This is a genomic window from Luteimicrobium sp. NPDC057192 (genome assembly GCF_042670205.1).
Lineage (GTDB): Bacteria > Actinomycetota > Actinomycetes > Actinomycetales > Cellulomonadaceae > Luteimicrobium.
In genome coordinates, this window is sequence record NZ_JBHUWD010000006.1 from 62,241 (window position 1) to 82,106 (window position 19,866).

The window sequence follows — 19,866 nt, forward strand, 5'->3', positions numbered from 1 at the left end:
GAAGCAGCGGGAGGCCGCCGTCCGACGTCTCATCACGTGGACGATTTCGACCAAGGCCTTCCGCTGGGGCGCCGCACCCTGGTTCACTCGCCCCATGACGTGGAAGCGCTCCCACGGTTCGGTCCGCGCCGGTGCGGCCCTCCTCTCCGCGACGGTCCTCGTCGGCGTCGCGGCCTGCTCGTCGGGCGGCGGTGGTGCGGGGGCCGAGCCCGCGTCGTCGCCCTCGACGTCGGCGCCACCGCAGGTCGGAGCCGCGTGCAAGGCAGACGCGGCCGCCGGCACCCAGGTGCGGTTCGGCGACGACGACTACCTTGCGGGCGTCGTCGTGGGGTCCGGGAAGACCGGCGTGGTGCTCGCCCACGAGTACGAGTCCGACTCGTGCAACTGGCTGCCGTACGCGAAGCGGCTGGCCGAGCTCGGGTACACCGCGCTCGCGTTCGACTTCGGCGGGTACGGCGGGTCGGGGCTACCCGTGGGCACGCAGAGCAACGAGGCCGACGTGAAGGAGGCGGCGGCCTACCTGCGGGCGCACGGTGCGACCGAGATCGTCCTGATGGGGGCCTCGATGGGCGGCGAGGCCGCGCTCAACGACACCGCGGACGTCGAGCCCGAGGCGGTGGTCTCGCTCTCGTCGCCCTGGGTCTTCGGGCGCGACGTCGTCGACCCCTCCAAGGTCACCGTCCCGGCCCTCCTCATGGCGGGCAAGGACGACTCGGGCGGCGGGTTCGCCGACGCGGCGAGGCTCATCGCCTCGAAGGCGCCGAGCAAGCACGTGTCGCTGAAGATCGTCGACTCGGCCGAGCACGGGACCGCGCTGCTCCGGTCGTCGCAGGCCGTCGCGGTCGAGAAGGACATCGAGACGTTCCTCGCGACGTACGCCCCGCCCGCGTCCTGACGTCCGCCGCCGTGGCCCGGCGTCAGGCCGCCGCGGCGAGCACGAGCGTGAGGAGCGCCTCCGCATACGCGTCCGCGGGCTCCTCCGCGGAGAAGCTCCGCGGGCCCTCGGGGAGCGCGACGTCGACGGTCCAGCGCGGCGTGTCGTCGGCCGCGTCCCCACGCGTGAGCGAGCGGAACGTCCCGCCGAGCAGGTCCCGGAGCTGGTGCTCGGCGGGCAGCCACAGCGCGTCCTCGAGGGCCACGGAGTCGAGCGCCCACTCGGTCGTGCCGTTGAAGCCGAGGACCGACCCGGTCTCGTAGTGGTGCTCCTCGATCGTCATCTCGGAGACGGTGAAGACCTGCTCGTCGAGCCCGTCCGCGTCGAGGGCGAACCGGTCGCCGTCGTGGGGCGTCCAGCGGACGCCCGCGTCGCGCAGGGCACGGGCCAGGGAGCGAGAGATCATCGACCCAGTATCGCCGCTAGGACTCGGGCGCGGGGTCGGGGGCGAGCGCGCGCCCGTCCAGCCAGCCGCGCAGCCGGTCCGGCTGGTTCGTGATGACGCCTTCGACACCGGCGGCGGCCACGGCCGTCCAGGCGACCGGGTCGTCGAGGGTCCACGGGTAGACCTCGAGCCCCGCGTCGTGCAGCTCGCGCACGCGCGAGAGCCGCTCGCGCAGGAGCCGCTTGGACGGGTTGCACGCGGTCACGCCGAGATGCCGGCACGCGCGCAGGACGTCGGGCGTCCACAGCTCCACGAGGAGCGCGCGCGGCAGGTCGGGGGCGGCGTCGCGCAGGGCGCCGACCGTGCGCCGCCGGAAGCTCTGGAAGGTGGCGCGGGACGCGAGGCCGGCGGCCCGGACGGTGTCGGTGACGCGGCGCGCCTCGCTCTCGGTCCACAGGCCCTTGAGCTCGACGAGCATGCCGACGGAGGGGTAGCGGGCCACGAGGTCGAGCACCTCCGTGAGCTCCGGGACCCGCTGGCCGGCGAAGTAGGGCGAGAACCTCGTACCGGCGTCGAGGGCCCGCAGCTCCGCGAGCGTGAGGTCCTTGACGCGCCCGGAGCCGTCCGTGGTGAGAGTGACATCGCGGTCGTGGATCACGACGAGCGCGCCGTCCCGGGTCCGCCGCACGTCGAGCTCGACGGCGTCCGCCGCGACACGGCACGCGGCCTCGAACGCAGCCAGGGTGTTCTGCGGGGCGACGGAGGAGTTCCCACGGTGGGCGACGACGCGCATACCTCCACCCTGCCCCGTCGGGCCCTCCGGAGCGAACTCGGCTCGCTCCCGGCGGTCAGCCCGCGACCGAGCGGTAGACCGGCCGGCCCGCCGGGCGGTACGTCGTCACGACGATCCCCGAACCCGTCCGCCGCACGTCCCCGAGCGTGAACGCGGCGCTCGCGGAGCCCGTCGGGAAGAGTCGCTCGCCGTGCCCGAGGACGACCGGGAACGTCAGCAGCCGCAGCTCGTCGAGCAGTCCCTGCGCGACGAGCCACGTGACGAGCGTCGGGCTGCCGTGCACCTGGAGCTCGTCCCCGACCGACGACGGCGGCGCCTCCTTGAGCCGCTCGACGGCGGTGCGCACGTCCTCGCCGTCGCGCCCCACGACCTCGGTCCCGGCCCAGGTCGGGTCCGTGAGCGACGTCGAGACGACGTGCTTCGGCAGGTCCGCGAGGCGTTGCGCCACGACGTCGGGGACGCCGTCGGCCTCGCGCGGAGCCGACGGCCAGAAGGCCGCGAAGATGTCGTAGGTCCGACGGCCGAGGAGGAACCCGGCGGCGCGCCCGAAGACCGCCGTCACGACCTCGTTCATGCCCTCGTCGGCGTACGGGGCGAGCCAGCCCCCGCGGTCGAACCCGCCGCTGCGGTCCTCGTCGGGTGCTCCCGGGCCCTGCACGACGCCGTCGAGGGTCTGGAACATGGTCGCCGTGAGCCTCATAGCGCCCCAGCCTCGCGGGTGCGGGCGACGGATGCTAGGGGCGACAGGTCACGGATCGGTGACGACCCTTGCGGACCGGCGGCGCCACACGCGCGGCACGCATCCCGGGTCGGCTACGTTGAGAGCGGTGAGCACGCGCACGGGCATCGACTGGGCGGCACCCGTCCCGGGTGCGCGCTACCACGGCCTCCGCGTCCCGAGCGGGACGCTGGCGGCGGTGAGCCTGCCCGCCGATCCCGAGGCGGCCCGCGCCGGCGGGGCACGCGGCGGGCGGGTCGTGCTGCTGCCCGGGCTCACGGGGTCCAAGGAGGACTTCGCGCTCGTCATGCCGCTCCTCGCGCACGCCGGCTTCGACAGCGAGTCCGTCGACCTCGCGGGGCAGTACGAGTCGGCGTCCGCGGGGCCGCGCGGCGTGGCCACGGCGGGCGCCAGCCCCTCGGCGTCGTACGACTACCCGCTCTACACCGCCGACGTGACGGCGCTCCTCGAGGCGGGGGAGCCCGCGCACGTGGTCGGCTACTCGTTCGCCGGCGTGGTCGCGCAGCTCGTCGCCGTCCGGCGCCCGGAGCTCGTCCGCAGCCTCACCCTCGTATCGACGCCGCCCGGGTACGGCAACGGGTTCCGCGGGGTCTCGTGGATCGGGTGGGCCTCCGGCACGTTCGGTCCCCGGGTCGCGGCGTCGCTCATGCTCTGGGGCATCCGCAACAACCTCAACCGCGTGGACGCCGACCGGCTCGGATTCGTACGGGCACGGCTCGCCGCCACCCGCCGCGACAGCGTGGACGACACCATCGACCTCATGATGACGATCCCCGACGTGCGCGAGGCCGTCGCGGCGCTGCCGGTGCCGAAGCTGGTCGCCGTCGGGCGGCACGACCTGTGGCCCGTGCGGCGGCACGCCCGCTTCGCGGCGAGCATCGGCGCCGAGCTCGGCGTCTACGGCTCGGGGCACAGCCCCAACGAGACCGCCCCCGCCGCGCTCACGGCCGACCTGGTGCGCCTCTACCGCGAGGCGCCGTCGTCGGGGGACGAGGTGTCGGCCGAGGTGCCGCCCGTGGCATGACGGCGGCGCCACGCGCGGCGCTCGGCGCGGTGGCGGAAGGGCCGCGACTCCGGCCAGCACGCGCGCACCGTCGTCACCACCCAGTGCAGGCGGCGGCCGAGGGCGGCCCACGAGTCGAAGGGGCGCGCCGAGACCCCGACGACCCACGCGTCGTCGTGCACCACACGCATCCACGGACGCACCTGGAAGCTCAGGTCGAGGTCGTCGTGGAGGTCGGCGCGGTCGCGGTGCACCAGGCCTCGCACCTCGTGCCACGCCTCGCGCCGCATCGCCAGCGACGAGCCGAACAGCGGCGGATGGCCCAGGTACGGGCCGACGATCGCGTAGAGGCCGCCGAGGTACCAGTGGTCGCCCAGCCAGTTCACGACGTGCCGCGGGCCGTAGAACCGGCCGCGGCCCGTGAGGAAGTCCGGCGCGTCCGGCCCGGCGAAGTGCGCCGCGAGCCGCTCGACCCAGTCACGAGCCGGGACCGAGTCCGCGTCGAGGCGGGCGATCACGTCCTCGGTCGTCGCGTCGTAGCCCGCCGCGGACGCCGGCCAGATGCCGTGGGTCCGCTCCGTCACCACCGTCGCGCCGTGCGCCCGCGCGACGTCGGCGGTCTCGTCGGAGGAGTCGTTGTCGACCACGACGACCCGGTCCGGGCGCCGCGTCCCGGCCTCGAGCGCGGCCAGGCAGCGCCGCAGGAGGACGGCGTCGTCGCGGCTCGGGACGACCACGACGATCGAGGGCACGCTCACGTCTCGCGAGCCTACGGGGTGGCGGGGTTCAGGGTCACGAACCGGCCCGTGACCAGGTGTTTCGTCCTATCCAGGTGAGTGGGCTATCGTGTGAACCGGTGACGCGGTATCCCCCCTGCACCGCGTCACCACCTACTTCCGAAGCCCCGGTCCGCTGCACGCGGACCGGGGCTTCGTCGTGGAGCGTCGGGCCTAGGCCGCCGCCCCCCGGCACAGGCGCTCGCGGAGCCCCGCGACGACCTCGCGCTCGTCGACGTCGACCAGGGCGTAGTCGCGGACGACGACGCGCCCGCCCACGACGACGTGCTTCGGGCGCCGTCCGGGGCTCGCCCAGAGGAGCCCCGCGACGGGGTCGGCGACGCCCGCGTCCGCGACGCCGGAGACGTCCCAGACGCACAGGTCGCCCGCGGACCCCGGGCCGAGGGTCCCGAGCTCGGGCCGGCCGAGCCCGGCGGCTGAGCCGGCGGTCGCCATGCCGAGGACCGTGCGCGCGGGCAGCTGCGGTCCGACGAGCGCCGAGACCTGCATCGCCAGCCGGGCGTCGGCCAGGAGGTGGCCGGCGTCGTTGCTGCCGCCGCCGCTCGTGCCGAGGCCGACGGCCAGCCCGGCCTCGAGCATCCGCGCCACCGGGGCGACGCCCCAGCCCATCGGCACGTCGCAGCCGGGGGCGTGGGTCGCCGTGACACCGGCGGCGGCGAGCCGCGCGATCTCGTCGTCCGTGACGTCGCACAGGTGCGCAAGAGTGACGTCAGGCGCCAGCCAGCCCCACGCGTCGAGCAGCTCGACGGGCCGCCGGCCGTACCGCTCGAGGGCGATCGCCGTGTCGACCTGCTCGTTCGCCTGGGTCCGGCGGCGCAGGCCGTGCTCGGCCGCCACCGCGCCGAGCTCGCGGAAGGTCGCCTCGTCGTCGGAGTGGACGCCCGCCGGACCGACCGCGAGCTGCAGCATCCCGTCTGCGCTGACGCCGCTCCGCCCCCCGCCCGGCGGCAGGAGCTTCCGGACGATCGCGTCGGCCGACCGTGCGGCGCGCCGCGCGTCCTCGCGGGCGGAGCCGCGGACCAGGACCAGCCGCGCCCCGACCGCCCGGACCGCCCTGGCCGTCGCGTGCGCGAGCTCGACCGTCCGCCCGGCGTCGACGTCCTGCGGCCAGTTGAGGTGGTGGTCGGCGACCGTCGTCACGCCGCACAGCAGGGCCTCCGCCGCCCCCACGGACGCCGCCGCCCGGTAGAGCGCCGGGTCGTGGCCCGCCGCGTCGTAGGCCGCGGCCATCGTGGGGAGCCACTGCGCCATCGGCACGCCGCGGGTGCCCGGCAGCGTGCGGAACGCACTCTGGAGCAGGTGGTGGTGGGCGTTGACGAGGCCGGGCGTGACGACGCACCCCGACGCGTCGAGGGCCGTCTCTCCCGGCAGCCCGTCGTCGAGGGTCAGCGGTGCGTCCGGTCGGTAGAGCTCGGTCACGGCGTCGACGAGGACGCGCTCCGCGGAGGTGACGTGCAGCATGCGGGACGTTCTACCAGCCGCGTGTAACGCGCCTGTGACGTGGGGTGCGTACCGTCCCGGCCATGACGCACGAGACGACGCCGGACCCTCGTCCCTCCCGCACCCCGTCGACGCTCGTCCGCGGGCGCTGGGTGCTGACCGCCGCCCCCGACGGGGCCGCCACCCCCGCCGTCGTGCGCGACGGCGCCGTGCTGCTGCAGGGCGACCGCGTGGCGGAGGTCGGGACGTGGGCGGACCTGTCCGCCCGCCACCCGGGCGCCGCCGTGCGCGGCGGCCCGCACGACGTGGTCACGCCCGGCTTCGTCAACACCCACGGCCACTTCTCCGAGGGCCTCGTCACGGGCATCGCCTCGCAGTACACGCTGTGGGAGTGGCTCCATGCGCTGATCGACAAGGTCAACCCGGTCATGCACGACGCCGCCGCCCACGCGGGCACGACCCTCCAGGCGATCCAGCTCCTGCGCAGCGGCGTCACCACGGCCAACGACATGTTCTGCTCCGACCCCGGGACCGGGGCGCCGGTCACGCCAGGGGTGGTCCGGGCGCTCGACGAGGTCGGGCTGCGGGGCGTCGTGTCGTTCGGGTCCGGCGACGCCGACCGCGACTTCGGGTTCGACGCGATCGCCCGCGAGTGGGACGCCCTGCGCGGTGCCGCCGAGGGCAGCCGGCTGTCGACGTTCCGTGTCGGGATCTCCGTCGTCGGGCGGCAGACGCCTGAGGCGCTCGAGAGGTCCGTCGCCTACGCCGCCGAGCACGGCGCCGGGGTGCACATCCACCTGCAGGAGGTGCGCGAGGAGGTCACGGCCACCTTCCAGCGGACCGGGCGGACGCCCGTCGCGCACTGCGCGCACGAGGGACTGTTCTCCGTCCCGACGATCGCCGCGCACTGCGTCTGGGTCGACCGCGACGACCGAGCCCTCCTGGCCGAGCACCGCGTGGGCGTCGCCCACAACCCTGTCGCGAACATGATTCTCGCGAGCGGGATCGCGCCCGTGGCGGAGCTGCGGGCACTCGGGGTGGACGTGGGCATCGGCGTCGACGGGCCCGCGTCCAACGACGCCCAGGACTACCTGCAGGCCATGAAGGCCGCTGCCCTGCTCGCCCGCACGCGCGAGCTCCGGGCGACCGCGATGTCGGCGCGCGAGGCCTTCGAGATGGCGACGATCGGCGGCGCCCGAGCGCTCCGCATGGACGAAGCCGTCGGGTCGCTCGAGCCCGGCAAGAAGGCCGACGTCGTGGTGCTCGACGGCGACTCGCCCGCGCTCGCGAACGTCCACGACCCCTACCAGGCGGTCGTGTTCGTCGCGGGCTCGCGCGAGGTCAAGGAGGTCTGGGTGGACGGCGAGCCGAGCGTCGCGGACGGCGACGTCGTCCGGGTGGACCCGGCCGAGGCCGTGCGGGCCGCACGCCCCGTCGCGGAGCGGCTCGTCGCCGAGGCGGGCCTGGGCCGGCTGTCGGCCCTCACGGGCGGGCCCCTGGACGGGACCGAGCGGTTCTGACGCTCAGAGCTCGAGCACGAGGCGCGGGCAGCCCGCCGCCGCGCGCGACACGCACAGCATCATCGTGCGGTTCTCGGACTGCTCGTCGGGGCTCAGCACGGAGTCCCGGTGGTCGGCCTCGCCCGCGACGATCGGCGTCTCGCAGGTGCCGCACGTGCCCTCGCGGCACGACGAGAGCACGAGCACGCCCGCCTCCTCGACGGTCTCGAGGATCGTGCGGCCGGGCAGCACGGTGAGCGTGGTCCCCGAGAGCTCGAGCTCGACCTCGAAGGCGGTGCCGCCGTCGACGGGCCCCGTGTCCTTCGGCTCGAAGCGCTCGAGATGGAGCGAGCCGTGCGGCCACCCGCGCACCGCGTCCTCGACGCCCGCCATGAGCCGGCCGGGCCCGCAGCAGTAGACCTGAGCCCCGGCGGGGAAGCGTCCCGGCTCGCCGAGCAGCGCGTCGAGGTCGGCGCGACCGCCCTCGTCCGCCACGTGCAGGTGCACGCGGTCCGGGTGCTTCGCGGCCAGCTCGTCCGCGAAGGCCATGCGGGACCGGCTCGAGCCCGCGTAGTGGAGCACCCAGTCGGCGCCGGCCCCCTCCGCGGCGGCGACCATCGGCAGGACGGGAGTGATCCCGATGCCGCCGGCGACGAAGACGGCCGGTGCGGCGGCGTCGAACGCGAAGTGGTTGCGCGGCCCGCGTGCCGTGAGCTCGTCGCCGACGCGGAGCTCGTCGTGCACCCACGCCGAGCCCCCGCGCCCCGCGCGCTCGCGCAGGACGGCCACGGTCCAGGTCCGCGCGTCCGTCGCGCCACACAGGGAGTACTGGCGCTCGACGACGCCGCCCGCGCGCCCGCCCTCCGCCCGGGCGCCCGGCAGCGTCAGGTCGACGTGCGCCCCCGGCTCGGAGGTCGGCAGAGGAGACCCGTCGGCGGCGGCCAGTGTGAGCGCGACGACGTCCGGTGCGAGAGGGTCCTTGGCGACGACGACGACGCGGTGGGTGGTGTCGGGTGCGCTCACGGGTGGCTCCTGTCGCGTCGGCGGCGGGTCGGTGGTGGGGGGAGCTGCGGCTTCTGCTTGACGACGACCATCCGGAACTGCGAACCGTCGGCCGAGCGCCAGCGGTGCGGGCTGCCGCCGCGGTAGTAGGCCGAGTCGCCGGGGCCCAACCGCGCCGTGCCCTCCTCGGCCAGGTCCAGCAGGACGTCGCCCTCGACCACGTAGAGGAACTCGTCCTCGGCGTGGACGTAGTAGTCGCCCGGGTCGGTGTTGGCGCCGACCCACTCGAGCGGCTCGAACGCCCGCGCGCCACGGACGAGGAGGCGGGCCTCGCCCTGCGAGAACGGCCCACGGGCCCCTTCGGTCGATCGCAGGACGCGCGGCCGCTGGTCGTCGACCTCGGACTGGCCGGGGTCGCCCGCGGCCAGGAGCTCGACCTGGCTGGTGCCCAGCGCCCGGGCGATCCGCTCGAGCGAGACCATGCTCGGGCGTGCGTGCCCTCGCTCGAGCTGGCTGAGGAACGAGTGCGACAGGCCCGTGCGCTCGGCGACCTGGATGAGGGTCAGGCCGTGTCCCCGACGGAGCGTCCGGATCCGCGCGCCGACCCGCTGCGCCTGGTCGTCGACGACGCCTCCCGCGAGGGGGACGGCAGGCCTGGCGATGGGGGTCATGCCTGGACCGTAACCGCCCCGTCTCCGTGCGGGCCGAGCTGTCGACCACTCTTTACACGGGCGGCCCGACGCGTTACGCGGCGGAAACGAGTGCTCCGTAGCGTCCTCGATGTTGATCCCATCAACATCCACGGGCCGCCACGACGGTGTGACGTCCAGCCGTCACCGACCTCGGGAGGACCGTCGTGAGCGCACAGCCACCTCGCCCCGTCTCGCTGCTCCGCGGCGCCACGCTGGCCGATAACAGCACCGCGGACGTCGTGCTCGACGGCCCGGTCGTGAGCCAGGTCGTGCCGGCCGGCGAGGGCGTCGCGGCCGCCGACGGCGAGGTCCTGGACCTCGCGGGCTACGTGCTCCTCACGGCGCCCGCCGAGCCGCACGCCCACCTCGACAAGGCGCGCAGCTTCGAGCTCGCCGCACCGCCCCTCGGCGACCTGGGCTCCGCGATCGACGCCTGGCGCACCTACGCCGGGACGATGAGCGTCGAGTCGATCGCCGACCGTGCCCGTGCCCAGGTCCTCCAGATGCTCGCGAGCGGCACGACTGCGGTCCGCACCCACGTCGACGTCCTCAGCGGCGACGGCACCGCGACGGTCGAGGAGGCCACGCGCGGCGCCCGGGCCCTGGTGGCCGTCCGCGACGAGCTGGCTGGTCTCCTCGACCTCGAGCTCGTCGCGCTCGCCGGCCCGCACTGCCCGGACGAGCACGTCGAGGCGGTGCTCGACCTGGGGGTCGACGTCGTCGGCGGGGCGCCGCACCTCGCGGACGATCCCCTCGCCGACCTCGACCGGCTCCTCGCGATCGCCGGCCGCCGCAAGCTCCCCGTCGACCTGCACACCGACGAGAGCCTCGACGGCCCTGTCACCCTCGACGCGTACGCGATGGCGGTGCGCGACTGGCCCCGCGACCGCCAGTACTCCGCGGGGCACTGCGTCCGCCTGGGAACGCTGCCCGAGGCCGAGCGCGACCGGGTGATCGCCGAGGTGGTCGCGTCGGACCTCGGCATCATCAGCCTCCCGATCACCAACCTGTACCTCCAGGGCTGGGACGTCCCCGTGGGCACGCCGCGCGGTCTCACGGCGCTCCGGAGCCTGCTCGATGCCGGCGTCCGCGTCGCGGCCGGCGCCGACAACGTCCGCGACCCGTTCAACCCCGTCGGCCGTGGGGACGCCCTGGAGACCGCCTCGCTGGTCGTCACCGCGGGCCACCTGTCGCCCGCGGAGGCGTACTCGCTCGTGTCCGACGGCGCACGCGACGTCCTCGGGCTGCCCGCCGCGGGTCCGCGGCCCGGCGCACGGGCCGAGCTGCTCGCCGTGCGGGGCGAGAGCCTCGCCGACGTCGTGGCCGGGGCGTCCGCAGACCGGGTGGTCGTCCACGGCGGGTGCGTCGTCGCCCGCACCACGCTCACCACCACCATCGCGGCAGCCGGCGTCCCCGCACCGGTACCCGTCGGCTGACCCGGCACGCCGACCCCCCGACCGCCCGAGCCCAGGAAGAGGTACCCGTGTCCACCGCAACCGCACCCCTCACCGAGACGGTGACCAGCACCCTGCTCGACTTCCACGACGTCGAGATGACGTTCCCCGACGGCACCGTCGCGCTGCGCGGCGTGCACCTCACGGTCGACCGGGGCGAGTTCGTCTCCGTCGTCGGCCCCTCGGGGTGCGGCAAGTCGACGCTCCTGCGCATCGCGTCCGGCCTCGAGAGCGCGTCCCACGGCGTCGCCCAGGTGGATGCGTCCCGCATCGGGTACGTCTTCCAGGACGCGACCCTCCTGCCCTGGCGCTCCGTCCAGGACAACGTCGAGCTGCTCGCCGAGCTGAACGGCCAGGGCAAGCAGGGCCGCCGCGCCAAGGCGGACCGGGCGATCGAGCTCGTCGGCCTCACCGGGTTCGAGAAGCACCTGCCCAAGCAGCTGTCGGGCGGCATGCGGATGCGCACGTCGCTCGCCCGCTCGCTCACCCTCGACCCCGAGCTGTTCCTCTTCGACGAGCCGTTCGGCGCGCTCGACGAGATCACCCGCGAGCGCCTCAACGACGAGCTCCTGCGGCTGTTCGTCGAGCAGCAGTTCGCGGGCCTCTTCATCACGCACTCGGTCTCGGAGGCGGTCTACCTGTCGACGAAGGTCGTCGTCATGTCGGGTCGCCCGGGCACGGTCGTCCGCACGTTCGACGTGCCCTTCCCGATGCCCCGCGACCCCGACATCCGCTTCAGCCCCGAGTTCGCCGAGCTCGTGGGCGAGGTCTCTCGCGCCCTCCGGGAAGGACACCGCTGATGGTCACGCTGCAGGAAGTCACTCAGGCCCGCGTCGCGCGGGTCGCCGTACGGCGGACGAAGAAGCGCACCCCCGCCACGTGGTGGCAGCCGGTGGTCGTGCTCGCCCTGCTCGTCGGGGTCTGGTGGCTCGTCGCCGCCTACTACGACAAGTCCAAGGGCCTCGCGTTCCTCGTGCCCTACCCGCACCTCGTCCTCCAGGCCCTGGTGGACGACCCGACGCAGCCGACGTTCAACCAGGAGCTGTGGCAGGCGCTCGGGCGCTCGACTACCGTCGCCCTGACCGGGCTCGCGATCGCGATCGTCCTCGGGGTCGCGTGGGCGGTGGTGATGTCGCAGGCCCGGTGGCTCGAGCGGTCCCTCTACCCGTACGCCGTCGTGCTCCAGTGCGTCCCGATCCTGGCGCTGGTCCCGCTCATCGGCGCCCTGTTCGGCTACGGCTTCCCGTCCCGGGTGATCGTCACCGTGATGATCGCGCTCTTCCCGATGGTGTCGAACACGCTGTTCGGGCTGCAGTCCACGGACAAGGGCCAGCGCGAGCTGTTCCAGCTCCAGGGGGCGGGCCGCGGGACGCGCCTCGCCAAGCTCCAGCTCCCGGCGGCGCTCCCGTCGATCTTCGTCGGCCTGCGCACCTCGGCCGGCCTGTCCGTGATCGGCGCGATCGTCGGCGACCAGTTCTTCCAGCGGGGCAACCCGGGCCTGGGCGTGCTCATCCAGGTCACCGCGTCGCGGCTCATGGGCCCCGAGCTCTACGCCACGATCATCGTCGCGTCGCTCCTGGGCGTCGTCGTCTTCCTCCTCTTCGGCCTGCTCGGGCGCCTCGCCGTCGGCCGTTGGTACGACTTCAGCTGAGCCCGCCCGGCCCCGCTGACCCACGGCGCCGCGCCGCGGCCGCCGGTTCCACCACCTCCCCGCCCACCCACGTGTCTTTCCCGACCCCTGAAACGGAGCACCTATGCGCACCCGAAACCGCATCGTCGCCTGGTCGTCCGTCGCCGCAGCGGCTGCCGTCGCGCTGGCGGGCTGCAGCGGCGGTTCCAGCGGCTCGACCACGGGCGCGACGTCGTCCGCGGCCGTGACCGGGCCCGCCGTGGACCTGTCGGGCGTGTGCCCGGCGACCGTCGTCGTGCAGACGGACTGGAACCCCGAGGCCGACCACGCGCACCTCTACCAGCTGCTCGGCCCGAACCCGTCGATCGACACCGAGAAGAAGTCGGTGACGGGGGACCTCTACGCGAACGGCAAGCCCACGGGCGTCAAGCTCGAGGTCCGTGCCGGCGGCCCCGCGATCGGCTACTCGACGGTCAGCGCCCAGATGTACCAGGACAAGGGCATCACCCTGGGCTACGTCTCGACCGACGAGGCGATCGAGTTCTCGGGGAGCCTGCCCACGAAGGCCGTGTTCGCCGAGAACGACAAGTCCCCCATGGTCGTCATGTGGGACCCGAAGACGTACCCGGACGTCAAGACGATCGCCGACCTGGGCAAGGCGCTCGACAAGGACGGCGGCGTGGTGCGCTACTTCAACGGCGCCGCCTACATGACCTACCTGACCGAGTCGGGGATCCTCCCGAAGGCCACGACGGACGGCTCCTACGACGGCACCCCCGCGAAGTTCGTCACCGCCAAGGGCAAGGACGGGCAGCAGGGTTTCGCGACCGCCGAGCCGTACGTGTACGAGCACGAGGTCGGCGCGTGGGCCAAGCCGGTGCAGTACCAGCTCATCGCCGACACCGGCTGGTCGCCCTACCCCGAGTCCATGTCGGTGCGCAGCGGTGACCTGACGAAGCTCACCCCGTGCCTCAAGGCGCTCGTCCCCGTGATGCAGCAGGCCGACGTCGACTACTTCAAGGACCCGGCGCCGACCAACGAACTCATCGTCAAGCTCGTGGGCGCCTACAACAACGGCTGGACGTACGACGCCGAGGTCGGGGCCTTCGCGGCCAAGCAGATGCGGTCCCTCGACATCGCCACGAACGGTGACAACGACTACGTCGGCGACATGACCGAGACCCGAGTGAACGACCTCATGAAGGTCGCGGTGCCGATCTTCAGCAAGAGCGGCGGGCACGTGAAGTCCGGGCTCAAGGCCGACGACCTGTTCACCAACGAGTTCCTCGACACCTCGATCGGCTTCTGACCGGCCCGGACCGCGGGGCGCTCGGCCCCGCGGTCCCGGACCACCGGCGCCCACGCGTCGTCCGGCAGCCCGTGCCCCACCGAAGGAGACCTCCCATGACCGCAACACCCGAGTCGCTCGCCGCCCTGCGCGCCGAGCTGGTCGCCGCCCTCGGCGAGCGTGGCGTGACCGACGACGAGCGGACCCGCGCCCGCGCGTCGGTCGACGAGGCGACCATGAGCCCGATCCTCAGCGAGCAGCTGCCGCTCGGGCTGGCGGACCTCGTCGCGTACCCGACGGGCGCCGACCAGATCGCCCGGGTGCTGGCCGCCGCGGCCCGGCACGGCGTGCCCGTCACGACGCGCGGCAAGGGCACCGGCAACTACGGCCAGGGCATCCCGCTGCAGGGTGGGCTCGTGCTCGACACGTCCCGGGCGCGCGCCGTCGTGGAGGTCGGCGACGGCTACGTGACCGCCGAGGCGGGTGCCTCGATGGTCGCGCTCGAGCAGGCCGCGAACGCCGCCGGGCAGCAGCTGTGGATGTACCCGTCGACGGCGCAGTCCACGCTCGGCGGGTTCCTCTCCGGCGGGTCCGGGGGGACCGGCTCGATCTCGCACGGGTCGAACTGGGAGGGCTTCGTCACCGCCCTCGACGTCGCGCTCCCCGGCGACGAGGGCGTCCTGCGGCACGTCGAGGGCGAGGAGGCGCAGACCTTCGTCCACACGTACGGGACGGCGGGCGTGATCGCCCGCGCCACCGTCCGGCTCGAACCGCTGCAGGACTGGCGCGCGGTCTACGCGAGCTTCGACGACTTCGGCGGCGCGCTCGCGGCCGTGCGGGCGCTGCGGGGCCTCGACCCCGCGCCCCGCCTCGTGAGCGCGGACCTCCCGTTCGTCTCCGACCGGCTCCCGGCCGACCCGGCGATCGTGAAGGGCAAGGCGTCGCTGCGCGCGATCCTCGACGTGAGCACCCTCGCGGAGGCCACCGCCCTGGTCGAGGCGTCCGGGGGCGCGATCACCGACGTCCGCGAGGGCGCGCAGCAGACCCTCAAGGTCTCGATGCTCTCCTACAACCACCCGATCTGGTGGCTCAAGAAGAACGAGCCGGACACCGTCTACTTCCACGTCGAGGTCGGGGGAGAGGCCCTCGTCGACGCGATCGACGAGGTCCACGCGGTCTACCCGGGCGGCATGCTGCACATCGAGGCCGCCCACCGGTTCCCGATCGGGATGCTGACCGCGCCCTACACCGGCGCGGACGACGTCTACGCGGGCTACCCGAGGCTCCAGGAGCTCGGCGTCCGGGTGCACAGCCCGCACCAGTACTACGTGGACCACGGCGTCGAGGAGCTCCTCGCGCTCAAGGCCACCACCGACCCGGACGGCCTTCTCAACCCCGGCAAGCTCGGGACTCCCGAGGGCCTCGCCGTCGGCGACGCGACGGCCTCCGCGCAGCCAGCGGCCGCGATCCCGGGGTTCGGCAAGTGAGCGGCACGCGCCGGCTGGTCGAGCTCCCAGGCCCGACCCTCGCCGGACGGTTCACGAAGGACACGATCGTCGTCCAGCCCACGGGGGCGATCGAGCACCACGGCCCGCACCTGCCGCTCCAGACCGACTACCTGCTGGCCGACGAGATCGGGAACGCCGCGGTCGAGGCCGCCGCCACGGGCGGGCTCGACGTGTGGGCCCTTCCGACGATCGCGTTCACCAAGTCGGACGAGCACAGCTGGGCACCCGGCACCGTCTGGCTCGACGCCATGACGATGTTCGACACCGTCGTGCAGGTCGGCCGGTCGGTCGCGACGATGGGGGCGGGCACGCTCGTGTTCGCGAACGGGCACGGCGGCAACGTCGCGCTGCTCCAGGTCGCGCTGCGGGAGATCCGCCGCCTCTACGGGCTGCGGACGTTCCTCATGCCGACCCTCACGCGGACCGACCCGCCGCACGGCGAGGGCGAGGACGAGCGCGGGCTCGGGATCCACGGCGGGGCCGCGGAGACGTCGATCATCCTGCACCTGCGGCCCCATCTCGTCGACCTGTCCGTCGCGGAGCGCTGGGTCCCGGAGCACCTCGCCGACCTCGAGCACGTCGGCTTCAACGGGAAGTCCGTGAGCTTCGGGTGGCTCTCGGACGACTTCGGGACGCCCGGCGTCGTCGGCGACCCGACCCAAGCCACCGCCGAGTACGGAAAGCTCCTGTGGGACGCGTCCGTCGAGCAGGCCGTGGCCGCGCTGCGGGAGATCGCGGCCTTCGACCCGGTGCGGCGCCCGTGACCGCGTTCGCGGAGCCCCCGGCGGACCCGTTCCCCCTCCTGGCGGAGTGGCTCCCCGCCCCCTGCTCCGGCGAGACGCCGGTCATGACGCTGTCCACGACGGGCGTCGACGGGTACCCCGCCGCGCGGACCGTGCTGCTGTCGCTGTTCGACGGCGCCCGGGTGCACTTCCACACGGACTCGCGCTCGCGCAAGGCCGTCGAGCTCGGCGTCGACCCGCGCGCCACCGTCACCGTGCTCCAGCTCGAGGCGGCCCGCCAGGTCGTGGTCACGGGGGACGTCGCGCCCGTCACCGCGGCGGAGGCGCTCGCTGCCTACCGGGCCCGCAGCCGCTACCTCCAGCTGCTCGCGTGGCTCAACGACGTCGGGACGGCGCAGCTCGACCCCGGCGAGCGCCGGGCACGGTGGGCGGCGTTCGACGCCGCCCACCCGGCTCCGCTCGACCCGCCCCCGACGTGGCGGGGCTACGCGATCACGCCCGTGCGGGTCGTGCTCTGGCAGGGCGACGACGACGGTCCCAGCACGCGGGTCGCGTACGAGCTCGACCGGAAGTCGGGCGAGTGGACGAGCGAACGGTGGGCCGGCTGATGCCCGGCGACGTCCTCGACCTGGTGTTCCGGGGCCGCGTCGTGCTCCCCGACGGCGAACCGCACGCGGCCGTCGGCGTCGCGGGCGGCCGGATCGCCGTCGTCGCCGAGCACCACGCTCCGCTCCCCGCGCTCGACGAGCGCGTCCTCGCGCCCGACGAGGTGCTCGTCCCCGGCCTCGTCGACACCCACGTCCACGTCAACGAGCCCGGCCGCACGGAGTGGGAAGGCTTCGCCACGGCCACCGCCGCGGCCGCGGCCGGCGGCGTCACGACCATCGTCGACATGCCCCTGAACTCCGTCCCGCCGACCGTCTCGCCCGAGGCGCTCGCGGTCAAGCGGGCGGCCGCCGACCGGGCGGTGTCCGTGGACGTCGGGTTCTGGGGCGGGGCCGTGCCCGCGAGCCTCGGGCACCTGCGCGAGCTCCACGACGCCGGCGTGTTCGGCTTCAAGTGCTTCCTCGCGCCCAGCGGGGTCGACGAGTTCCCGCACCTCGACCGTGGGCAGCTCGACGCGGCCCTCGACGAGCTCGCCGCCTTCGACGGACTGCTCATCGTGCACGCCGAGGACCCCGACGCCCTGCCGCACGGGTACGGCGGCGGCCGGCACTACGCGGGTTACCTCGCGTCGCGCCCCGACGCGGCCGAGGTCGCCGCCGTCGAGCACGTCGTCGCGGGGGTCCGGCGCACGGGCGGTCGCGCGCACGTCCTGCACGTCTCGAGCGCGCAGGTGCTGCCCGTCCTGCGGGCCGCGAAGGCCGAGGGGCTGCGGATCACGGCCGAGACGTGCCCGCACTACCTCACCTTCGCCGACGATGACGTCCCCGACGGCGCGACGCGGTTCAAGTGCGCGCCGCCGATCCGGGACTCCCGCAACCAGGACCTCCTGTGGGAGGCCCTCGACGACGGCACGATCGACCTCGTCGTGACCGACCACTCGCCGTCGACCGTCGAGCTCAAGACCGCGGGCGGAGGCGACTTCGGCGCGGCCTGGGGCGGGATCGCCGGGCTGCAGCTCGGGCTCGCGGCCGTCTGGACGCACGCCGCCCGGCGCGGCGTCCCGCTCGAACACGTCGTCCGCTGGATGGCGACCGCGACGGCCCGGTTCGTCGGGCTCGACGACCGCGGGGCGATCGTCCCCGGTCGGCGCGCGGACCTCGCGCTGGTCGCGCCGGACGCCGAGCTGCGGGTCGACGCCGCGCGCCTGCTCCACCGCAACCCCGTGACCGCCTACGACGGCGCGCTGCTGCGCGGCGTCGTGCGCGAGACCTGGCTCGCGGGCGTCCCCGTCCGGGCCGGGGAGCCACGCGGCGCGCTGCTCTCGCGCGACGGGCTCGTCCCCGTCGCCGCGACCCGCTGACCCACCCACCGAGAGGATCCGAGATGGCCTACACCCTCACGAGCCACCGCTACGGCAAGGCCGAGAACCACATCGTCCGGGTCTACCGCGACTGCCCGCGGCACGAGATCCGCGACCTCACCGTGACGACGGCGATGCGCGGCGAGTTCGACGACGCCTACCTGACGGGCGACCAGTCGAAGGTGCTGCCCACGGACACCCAGAAGAACACGGCCTTCGTGTACGCCAAGCAGCACGGCGGCGGGACGGTCGAGGAGTACGCGCTCGCGCTGGCGAAGCACTTCGTCGACGACGTCGACCCGATCCACGGCGCCCAGGTCGACGTGCTGGTCGACGCGTGGGAGCGGGTCGTCGTCGACGGCGAGGAGCACGACCACACCTGGGTGCGCCGCGGGCCGGAGAACCGGACGGTGACCGTGACGGTCGACGGCAAGGGGACGGGGCAGAAGGCGACCGTCGGCGGCGGCATCCGCGACCTCGTCATCCTCAAGTCGACGGGCAGCGAGTTCCACGACTTCCTCAGCGACGGCTTCACGACGCTCGAGGAGACCAAGGACCGGATCCTCGCGACCGCGATCGACGCGACGTGGGAGTTCTCCGCGACCCCGCCCGACTGGGACGCCGCCTACGCGGCGATCCGGGCCGCCGTCGTCGGGACGTTCGCGACCCTGCACTCGCTCGCGCTCCAGCAGACGCTCTGGCACATCGGCGGGGCTGTCCTCGACGCCGTGCCCGAGGTCGCGTCGATCTCGATCGTCGCGCCCAACAAGCACCACTTCCTCTACGACTTCTCGCGGTTCGACACCGAGGTGCGGAACGCCGGCGAGGTCTTCCACGCCGACGACCGCCCGTACGGCCTCATCGAGGCGACGGTGTCCCGGTGACCGCGGTGGAGGCGGAGTGGGCCGTGGCAGGGGGGCGTCACGTGAGGCGGCCGGGCGAGGGGCGCATGCAATGGCCCGCCGACGACGCCGCGTGGCTCGCCCGCGCCGTCGAGCTCGCCGTCGCGAACGTGGGGGCCGGCGGCGGGCCGTTCGGCGCCGTCGTGGTGCGGGCGGGTGCGCTCGTCGCCGAAGGGGCGAACAGCGTGACCCGGGACAACGACCCCACCGCTCATGCGGAGGTCAACGCGCTGCGCGCCGCCGGGCGCGCGATCGGGTCGTTCGACCTCGCCGGGACCACGCTGTACAGCTCGTGCGAGCCGTGCCCGCTGTGCCTGTCGGCGTCGCTCTGGGCTCGCGTGGACCGGGTGGTCTTCGCGGCGGACCGGCACGACGCGGCTGACGCCGGCTTCGACGACGGCGAGTTCTACGACCGCCTCGCGACCGACCGGGCGACCTGGACCCTGCCGCGGGTCGCCTCGCTGCGCATCGCGACGTCCACGCTCCCCTTCGAGCACTGGTCGGTCCACGCGACGCGCGTGGAGTACTGACGGGGGCGAACCCCACGGGCGTGACGGGTCGGTCGTGCGCCGGGTCTCACTGACCCGTGCGGCCGTCGACGCGCTCGCGCCGCAGGTCCGCATGCCCGCAGTGGCGGGCGTACTCCTCGATCAGATGGACGACGACGTCGCGCACCTCCCACGGCTCGCCGGGGACGAAGGGGGCGCCCAGGTCGTCGTAGCGCGCCAGGACGTCGCGTGCGTGCGCTACCTCGCGTCCCCAGGACTCCCAGGCCTCGGCCACGCACGCGTCGGGACCAGTGGTGCTCGATCCGCGCCAGGTGACGCACCAGGCCGAGCAGGCTCAGTGTGCTCGGCGGGACCGACCGCAGCGCCAGCTGCTCCGCGGTGAGGTCCTCGCACTTCATGACGAGCGTCGTCCGGTAGCGCTCGAGGTACTGCTGCAGGGTCGCGCGCTCGCCGACGGGCGGCTCGCCCAGGTCGCGGGGGTCGTCCACGGGGTCCAACCAGAACGCGCGTCGTCCTCGCTGGTGCTCGGCCATGGGCCGAGTCCACCAGCGGGCCGGGCGGGGAGCAGGCGGCGCCCGCATC

At 74.2% G+C, this 19,866-nt stretch carries 20 protein-coding genes and 1 pseudogene; 13 read left to right on the forward strand and 8 right to left on the reverse strand.

Going from position 1 to position 19,866, the window contains the following annotated elements:
- Positions 1 to 94 precede the first annotated feature (94 nt).
- Positions 95 to 895, forward strand: coding sequence for an alpha/beta hydrolase (locus ACFT5B_RS04940; protein ID WP_386796865.1), 801 nt, complete (start codon positions 95 to 97; stop codon positions 893 to 895).
- A gap of 22 nt (positions 896 to 917) precedes the next feature.
- On the opposite strand, the gene ACFT5B_RS04945 is transcribed toward ACFT5B_RS04940, so the two are convergent.
- Genes ACFT5B_RS04945 through ACFT5B_RS04955 form a run of 3 tightly spaced genes read right to left on the reverse strand, consistent with a single transcriptional unit; the run spans position 918 to position 2,812 of the window.
- Positions 918 to 1,340, reverse strand: a complete 423-nt coding sequence (locus ACFT5B_RS04945; protein ID WP_386796866.1) for a pilus assembly protein CpaE — start codon at positions 1,338 to 1,340, stop codon at positions 918 to 920.
- Positions 1,341 to 1,356: 16 nt separating this feature from the next.
- Entirely contained in the window at positions 1,357 to 2,112 is a 756-nt protein-coding gene (locus ACFT5B_RS04950; protein WP_386796867.1) for a glycerophosphodiester phosphodiesterase, read from the reverse strand.
- Between the two features lie 55 nt (positions 2,113 to 2,167).
- Positions 2,168 to 2,812 carry a dihydrofolate reductase family protein gene (locus ACFT5B_RS04955; protein ID WP_386796868.1) on the reverse strand — a complete coding sequence of 215 codons (645 nt, stop codon included), beginning with the start codon at positions 2,810 to 2,812 and terminating at the stop codon, positions 2,168 to 2,170.
- A 127-nt stretch (positions 2,813 to 2,939) separates the two neighbouring features.
- Here ACFT5B_RS04955 and ACFT5B_RS04960 point away from each other — a divergent pair, with 127 nt between their 5' ends.
- Positions 2,940 to 3,875 carry an alpha/beta fold hydrolase gene (locus ACFT5B_RS04960; protein ID WP_386796869.1) on the forward strand — a complete coding sequence of 312 codons (936 nt, stop codon included), beginning with the start codon at positions 2,940 to 2,942 and terminating at the stop codon, positions 3,873 to 3,875.
- Here ACFT5B_RS04960 and ACFT5B_RS04965 read toward each other — a convergent pair.
- Together ACFT5B_RS04965 and ACFT5B_RS04970 are read right to left on the reverse strand one after the other, a co-directional pair.
- Positions 3,815 to 4,612: a glycosyltransferase gene (locus ACFT5B_RS04965; RefSeq protein ID WP_386796870.1), complete on the reverse strand. Its 798-nt coding sequence runs from the start codon at positions 4,610 to 4,612 to the stop codon at positions 3,815 to 3,817. The two genes, ACFT5B_RS04960 and ACFT5B_RS04965, sit on opposite strands and share 61 nt — an antisense overlap.
- A 192-nt stretch (positions 4,613 to 4,804) precedes the next feature.
- On the reverse strand, positions 4,805 to 6,112 hold the full coding sequence (locus ACFT5B_RS04970) for an amidohydrolase family protein (RefSeq protein ID WP_386796871.1): 1,308 nt from the start codon (positions 6,110 to 6,112) through the stop codon (positions 4,805 to 4,807).
- Positions 6,113 to 6,174: 62 nt separating this feature from the next.
- Between ACFT5B_RS04970 and ACFT5B_RS04975 the strand changes: the two genes are divergently transcribed.
- Positions 6,175 to 7,611: an amidohydrolase family protein gene (locus tag ACFT5B_RS04975; protein ID WP_386796872.1), complete on the forward strand. Its 1,437-nt coding sequence runs from the start codon at positions 6,175 to 6,177 to the stop codon at positions 7,609 to 7,611.
- Between the two features lie 3 nt (positions 7,612 to 7,614).
- Here the strand turns inward: ACFT5B_RS04975 and ACFT5B_RS04980 are convergent, their stop codons facing one another.
- Both ACFT5B_RS04980 and ACFT5B_RS04985 read right to left on the reverse strand, forming a co-directional pair.
- Positions 7,615 to 8,613: a PDR/VanB family oxidoreductase gene (locus ACFT5B_RS04980; protein WP_386796873.1), complete on the reverse strand. Its 999-nt coding sequence runs from the start codon at positions 8,611 to 8,613 to the stop codon at positions 7,615 to 7,617.
- On the reverse strand, positions 8,610 to 9,263 hold the full coding sequence (locus tag ACFT5B_RS04985) for a helix-turn-helix domain-containing protein (protein WP_386796874.1): 654 nt from the start codon (positions 9,261 to 9,263) through the stop codon (positions 8,610 to 8,612). The genes ACFT5B_RS04980 and ACFT5B_RS04985 overlap by 4 nt, the downstream gene beginning before the upstream one ends.
- Positions 9,264 to 9,448: 185 nt before the next feature.
- Here ACFT5B_RS04985 and ACFT5B_RS04990 point away from each other — a divergent pair, with 185 nt between their 5' ends.
- The 10 genes from ACFT5B_RS04990 (at position 9,449) to ACFT5B_RS05035 (ending at position 19,305) form a co-directional block, all read left to right on the forward strand.
- Positions 9,449 to 10,720 carry an amidohydrolase family protein gene (locus ACFT5B_RS04990; RefSeq protein ID WP_386796875.1) on the forward strand — a complete coding sequence of 424 codons (1,272 nt, stop codon included), beginning with the start codon at positions 9,449 to 9,451 and terminating at the stop codon, positions 10,718 to 10,720.
- A gap of 47 nt (positions 10,721 to 10,767) precedes the next feature.
- Positions 10,768 to 11,538 (forward strand): ABC transporter ATP-binding protein, encoded by a 771-nt coding sequence (locus ACFT5B_RS04995; protein ID WP_386796876.1) that lies wholly within the window; start codon positions 10,768 to 10,770, stop codon positions 11,536 to 11,538.
- Complete coding sequence (locus ACFT5B_RS05000) at positions 11,538 to 12,389, forward strand: ABC transporter permease (protein ID WP_386796877.1); 852 nt, start codon at positions 11,538 to 11,540, stop codon at positions 12,387 to 12,389. Before ACFT5B_RS04995 ends, ACFT5B_RS05000 begins: the two co-directional genes overlap by 1 nt.
- Positions 12,390 to 12,492: 103 nt before the next feature.
- A complete protein-coding gene (locus tag ACFT5B_RS05005) occupies positions 12,493 to 13,677 on the forward strand; it encodes an ABC transporter substrate-binding protein (RefSeq protein ID WP_386796878.1) in 1,185 nt (394 codons plus the stop codon).
- Positions 13,678 to 13,772: 95 nt separating this feature from the next.
- Complete coding sequence (locus ACFT5B_RS05010; protein ID WP_386796879.1) at positions 13,773 to 15,143, forward strand: FAD-binding oxidoreductase; 1,371 nt, start codon at positions 13,773 to 13,775, stop codon at positions 15,141 to 15,143.
- Positions 15,140 to 15,928, forward strand: a complete 789-nt coding sequence (locus ACFT5B_RS05015) for a creatininase family protein (RefSeq protein ID WP_386796880.1) — start codon at positions 15,140 to 15,142, stop codon at positions 15,926 to 15,928. Before ACFT5B_RS05010 ends, ACFT5B_RS05015 begins: the two co-directional genes overlap by 4 nt.
- 83 nt (positions 15,929 to 16,011) lie before the next feature.
- Positions 16,012 to 16,515, forward strand: a complete 504-nt coding sequence (locus ACFT5B_RS05020) for a pyridoxamine 5'-phosphate oxidase family protein (protein ID WP_386796881.1) — start codon at positions 16,012 to 16,014, stop codon at positions 16,513 to 16,515.
- Entirely contained in the window at positions 16,515 to 17,873 is a 1,359-nt protein-coding gene (gene allB, locus ACFT5B_RS05025) for an allantoinase AllB (protein WP_386796949.1), read from the forward strand. Before ACFT5B_RS05020 ends, allB begins: the two co-directional genes overlap by 1 nt.
- 23 nt (positions 17,874 to 17,896) lie before the next feature.
- Complete coding sequence (pucL, locus tag ACFT5B_RS05030) at positions 17,897 to 18,757, forward strand: factor-independent urate hydroxylase (RefSeq protein ID WP_386796882.1); 861 nt, start codon at positions 17,897 to 17,899, stop codon at positions 18,755 to 18,757.
- 65 nt (positions 18,758 to 18,822) lie between these two features.
- Positions 18,823 to 19,305, forward strand: a complete 483-nt coding sequence (locus ACFT5B_RS05035) for a nucleoside deaminase (RefSeq protein WP_386796883.1) — start codon at positions 18,823 to 18,825, stop codon at positions 19,303 to 19,305.
- Positions 19,306 to 19,351: 46 nt separating this feature from the next.
- On the opposite strand, the pseudogene ACFT5B_RS05040 reads toward ACFT5B_RS05035, so the two are convergent.
- A pseudogene (locus tag ACFT5B_RS05040) lies at positions 19,352 to 19,865 on the reverse strand (DUF664 domain-containing protein).
- Position 19,866: the final 1 nt, after the last annotated feature.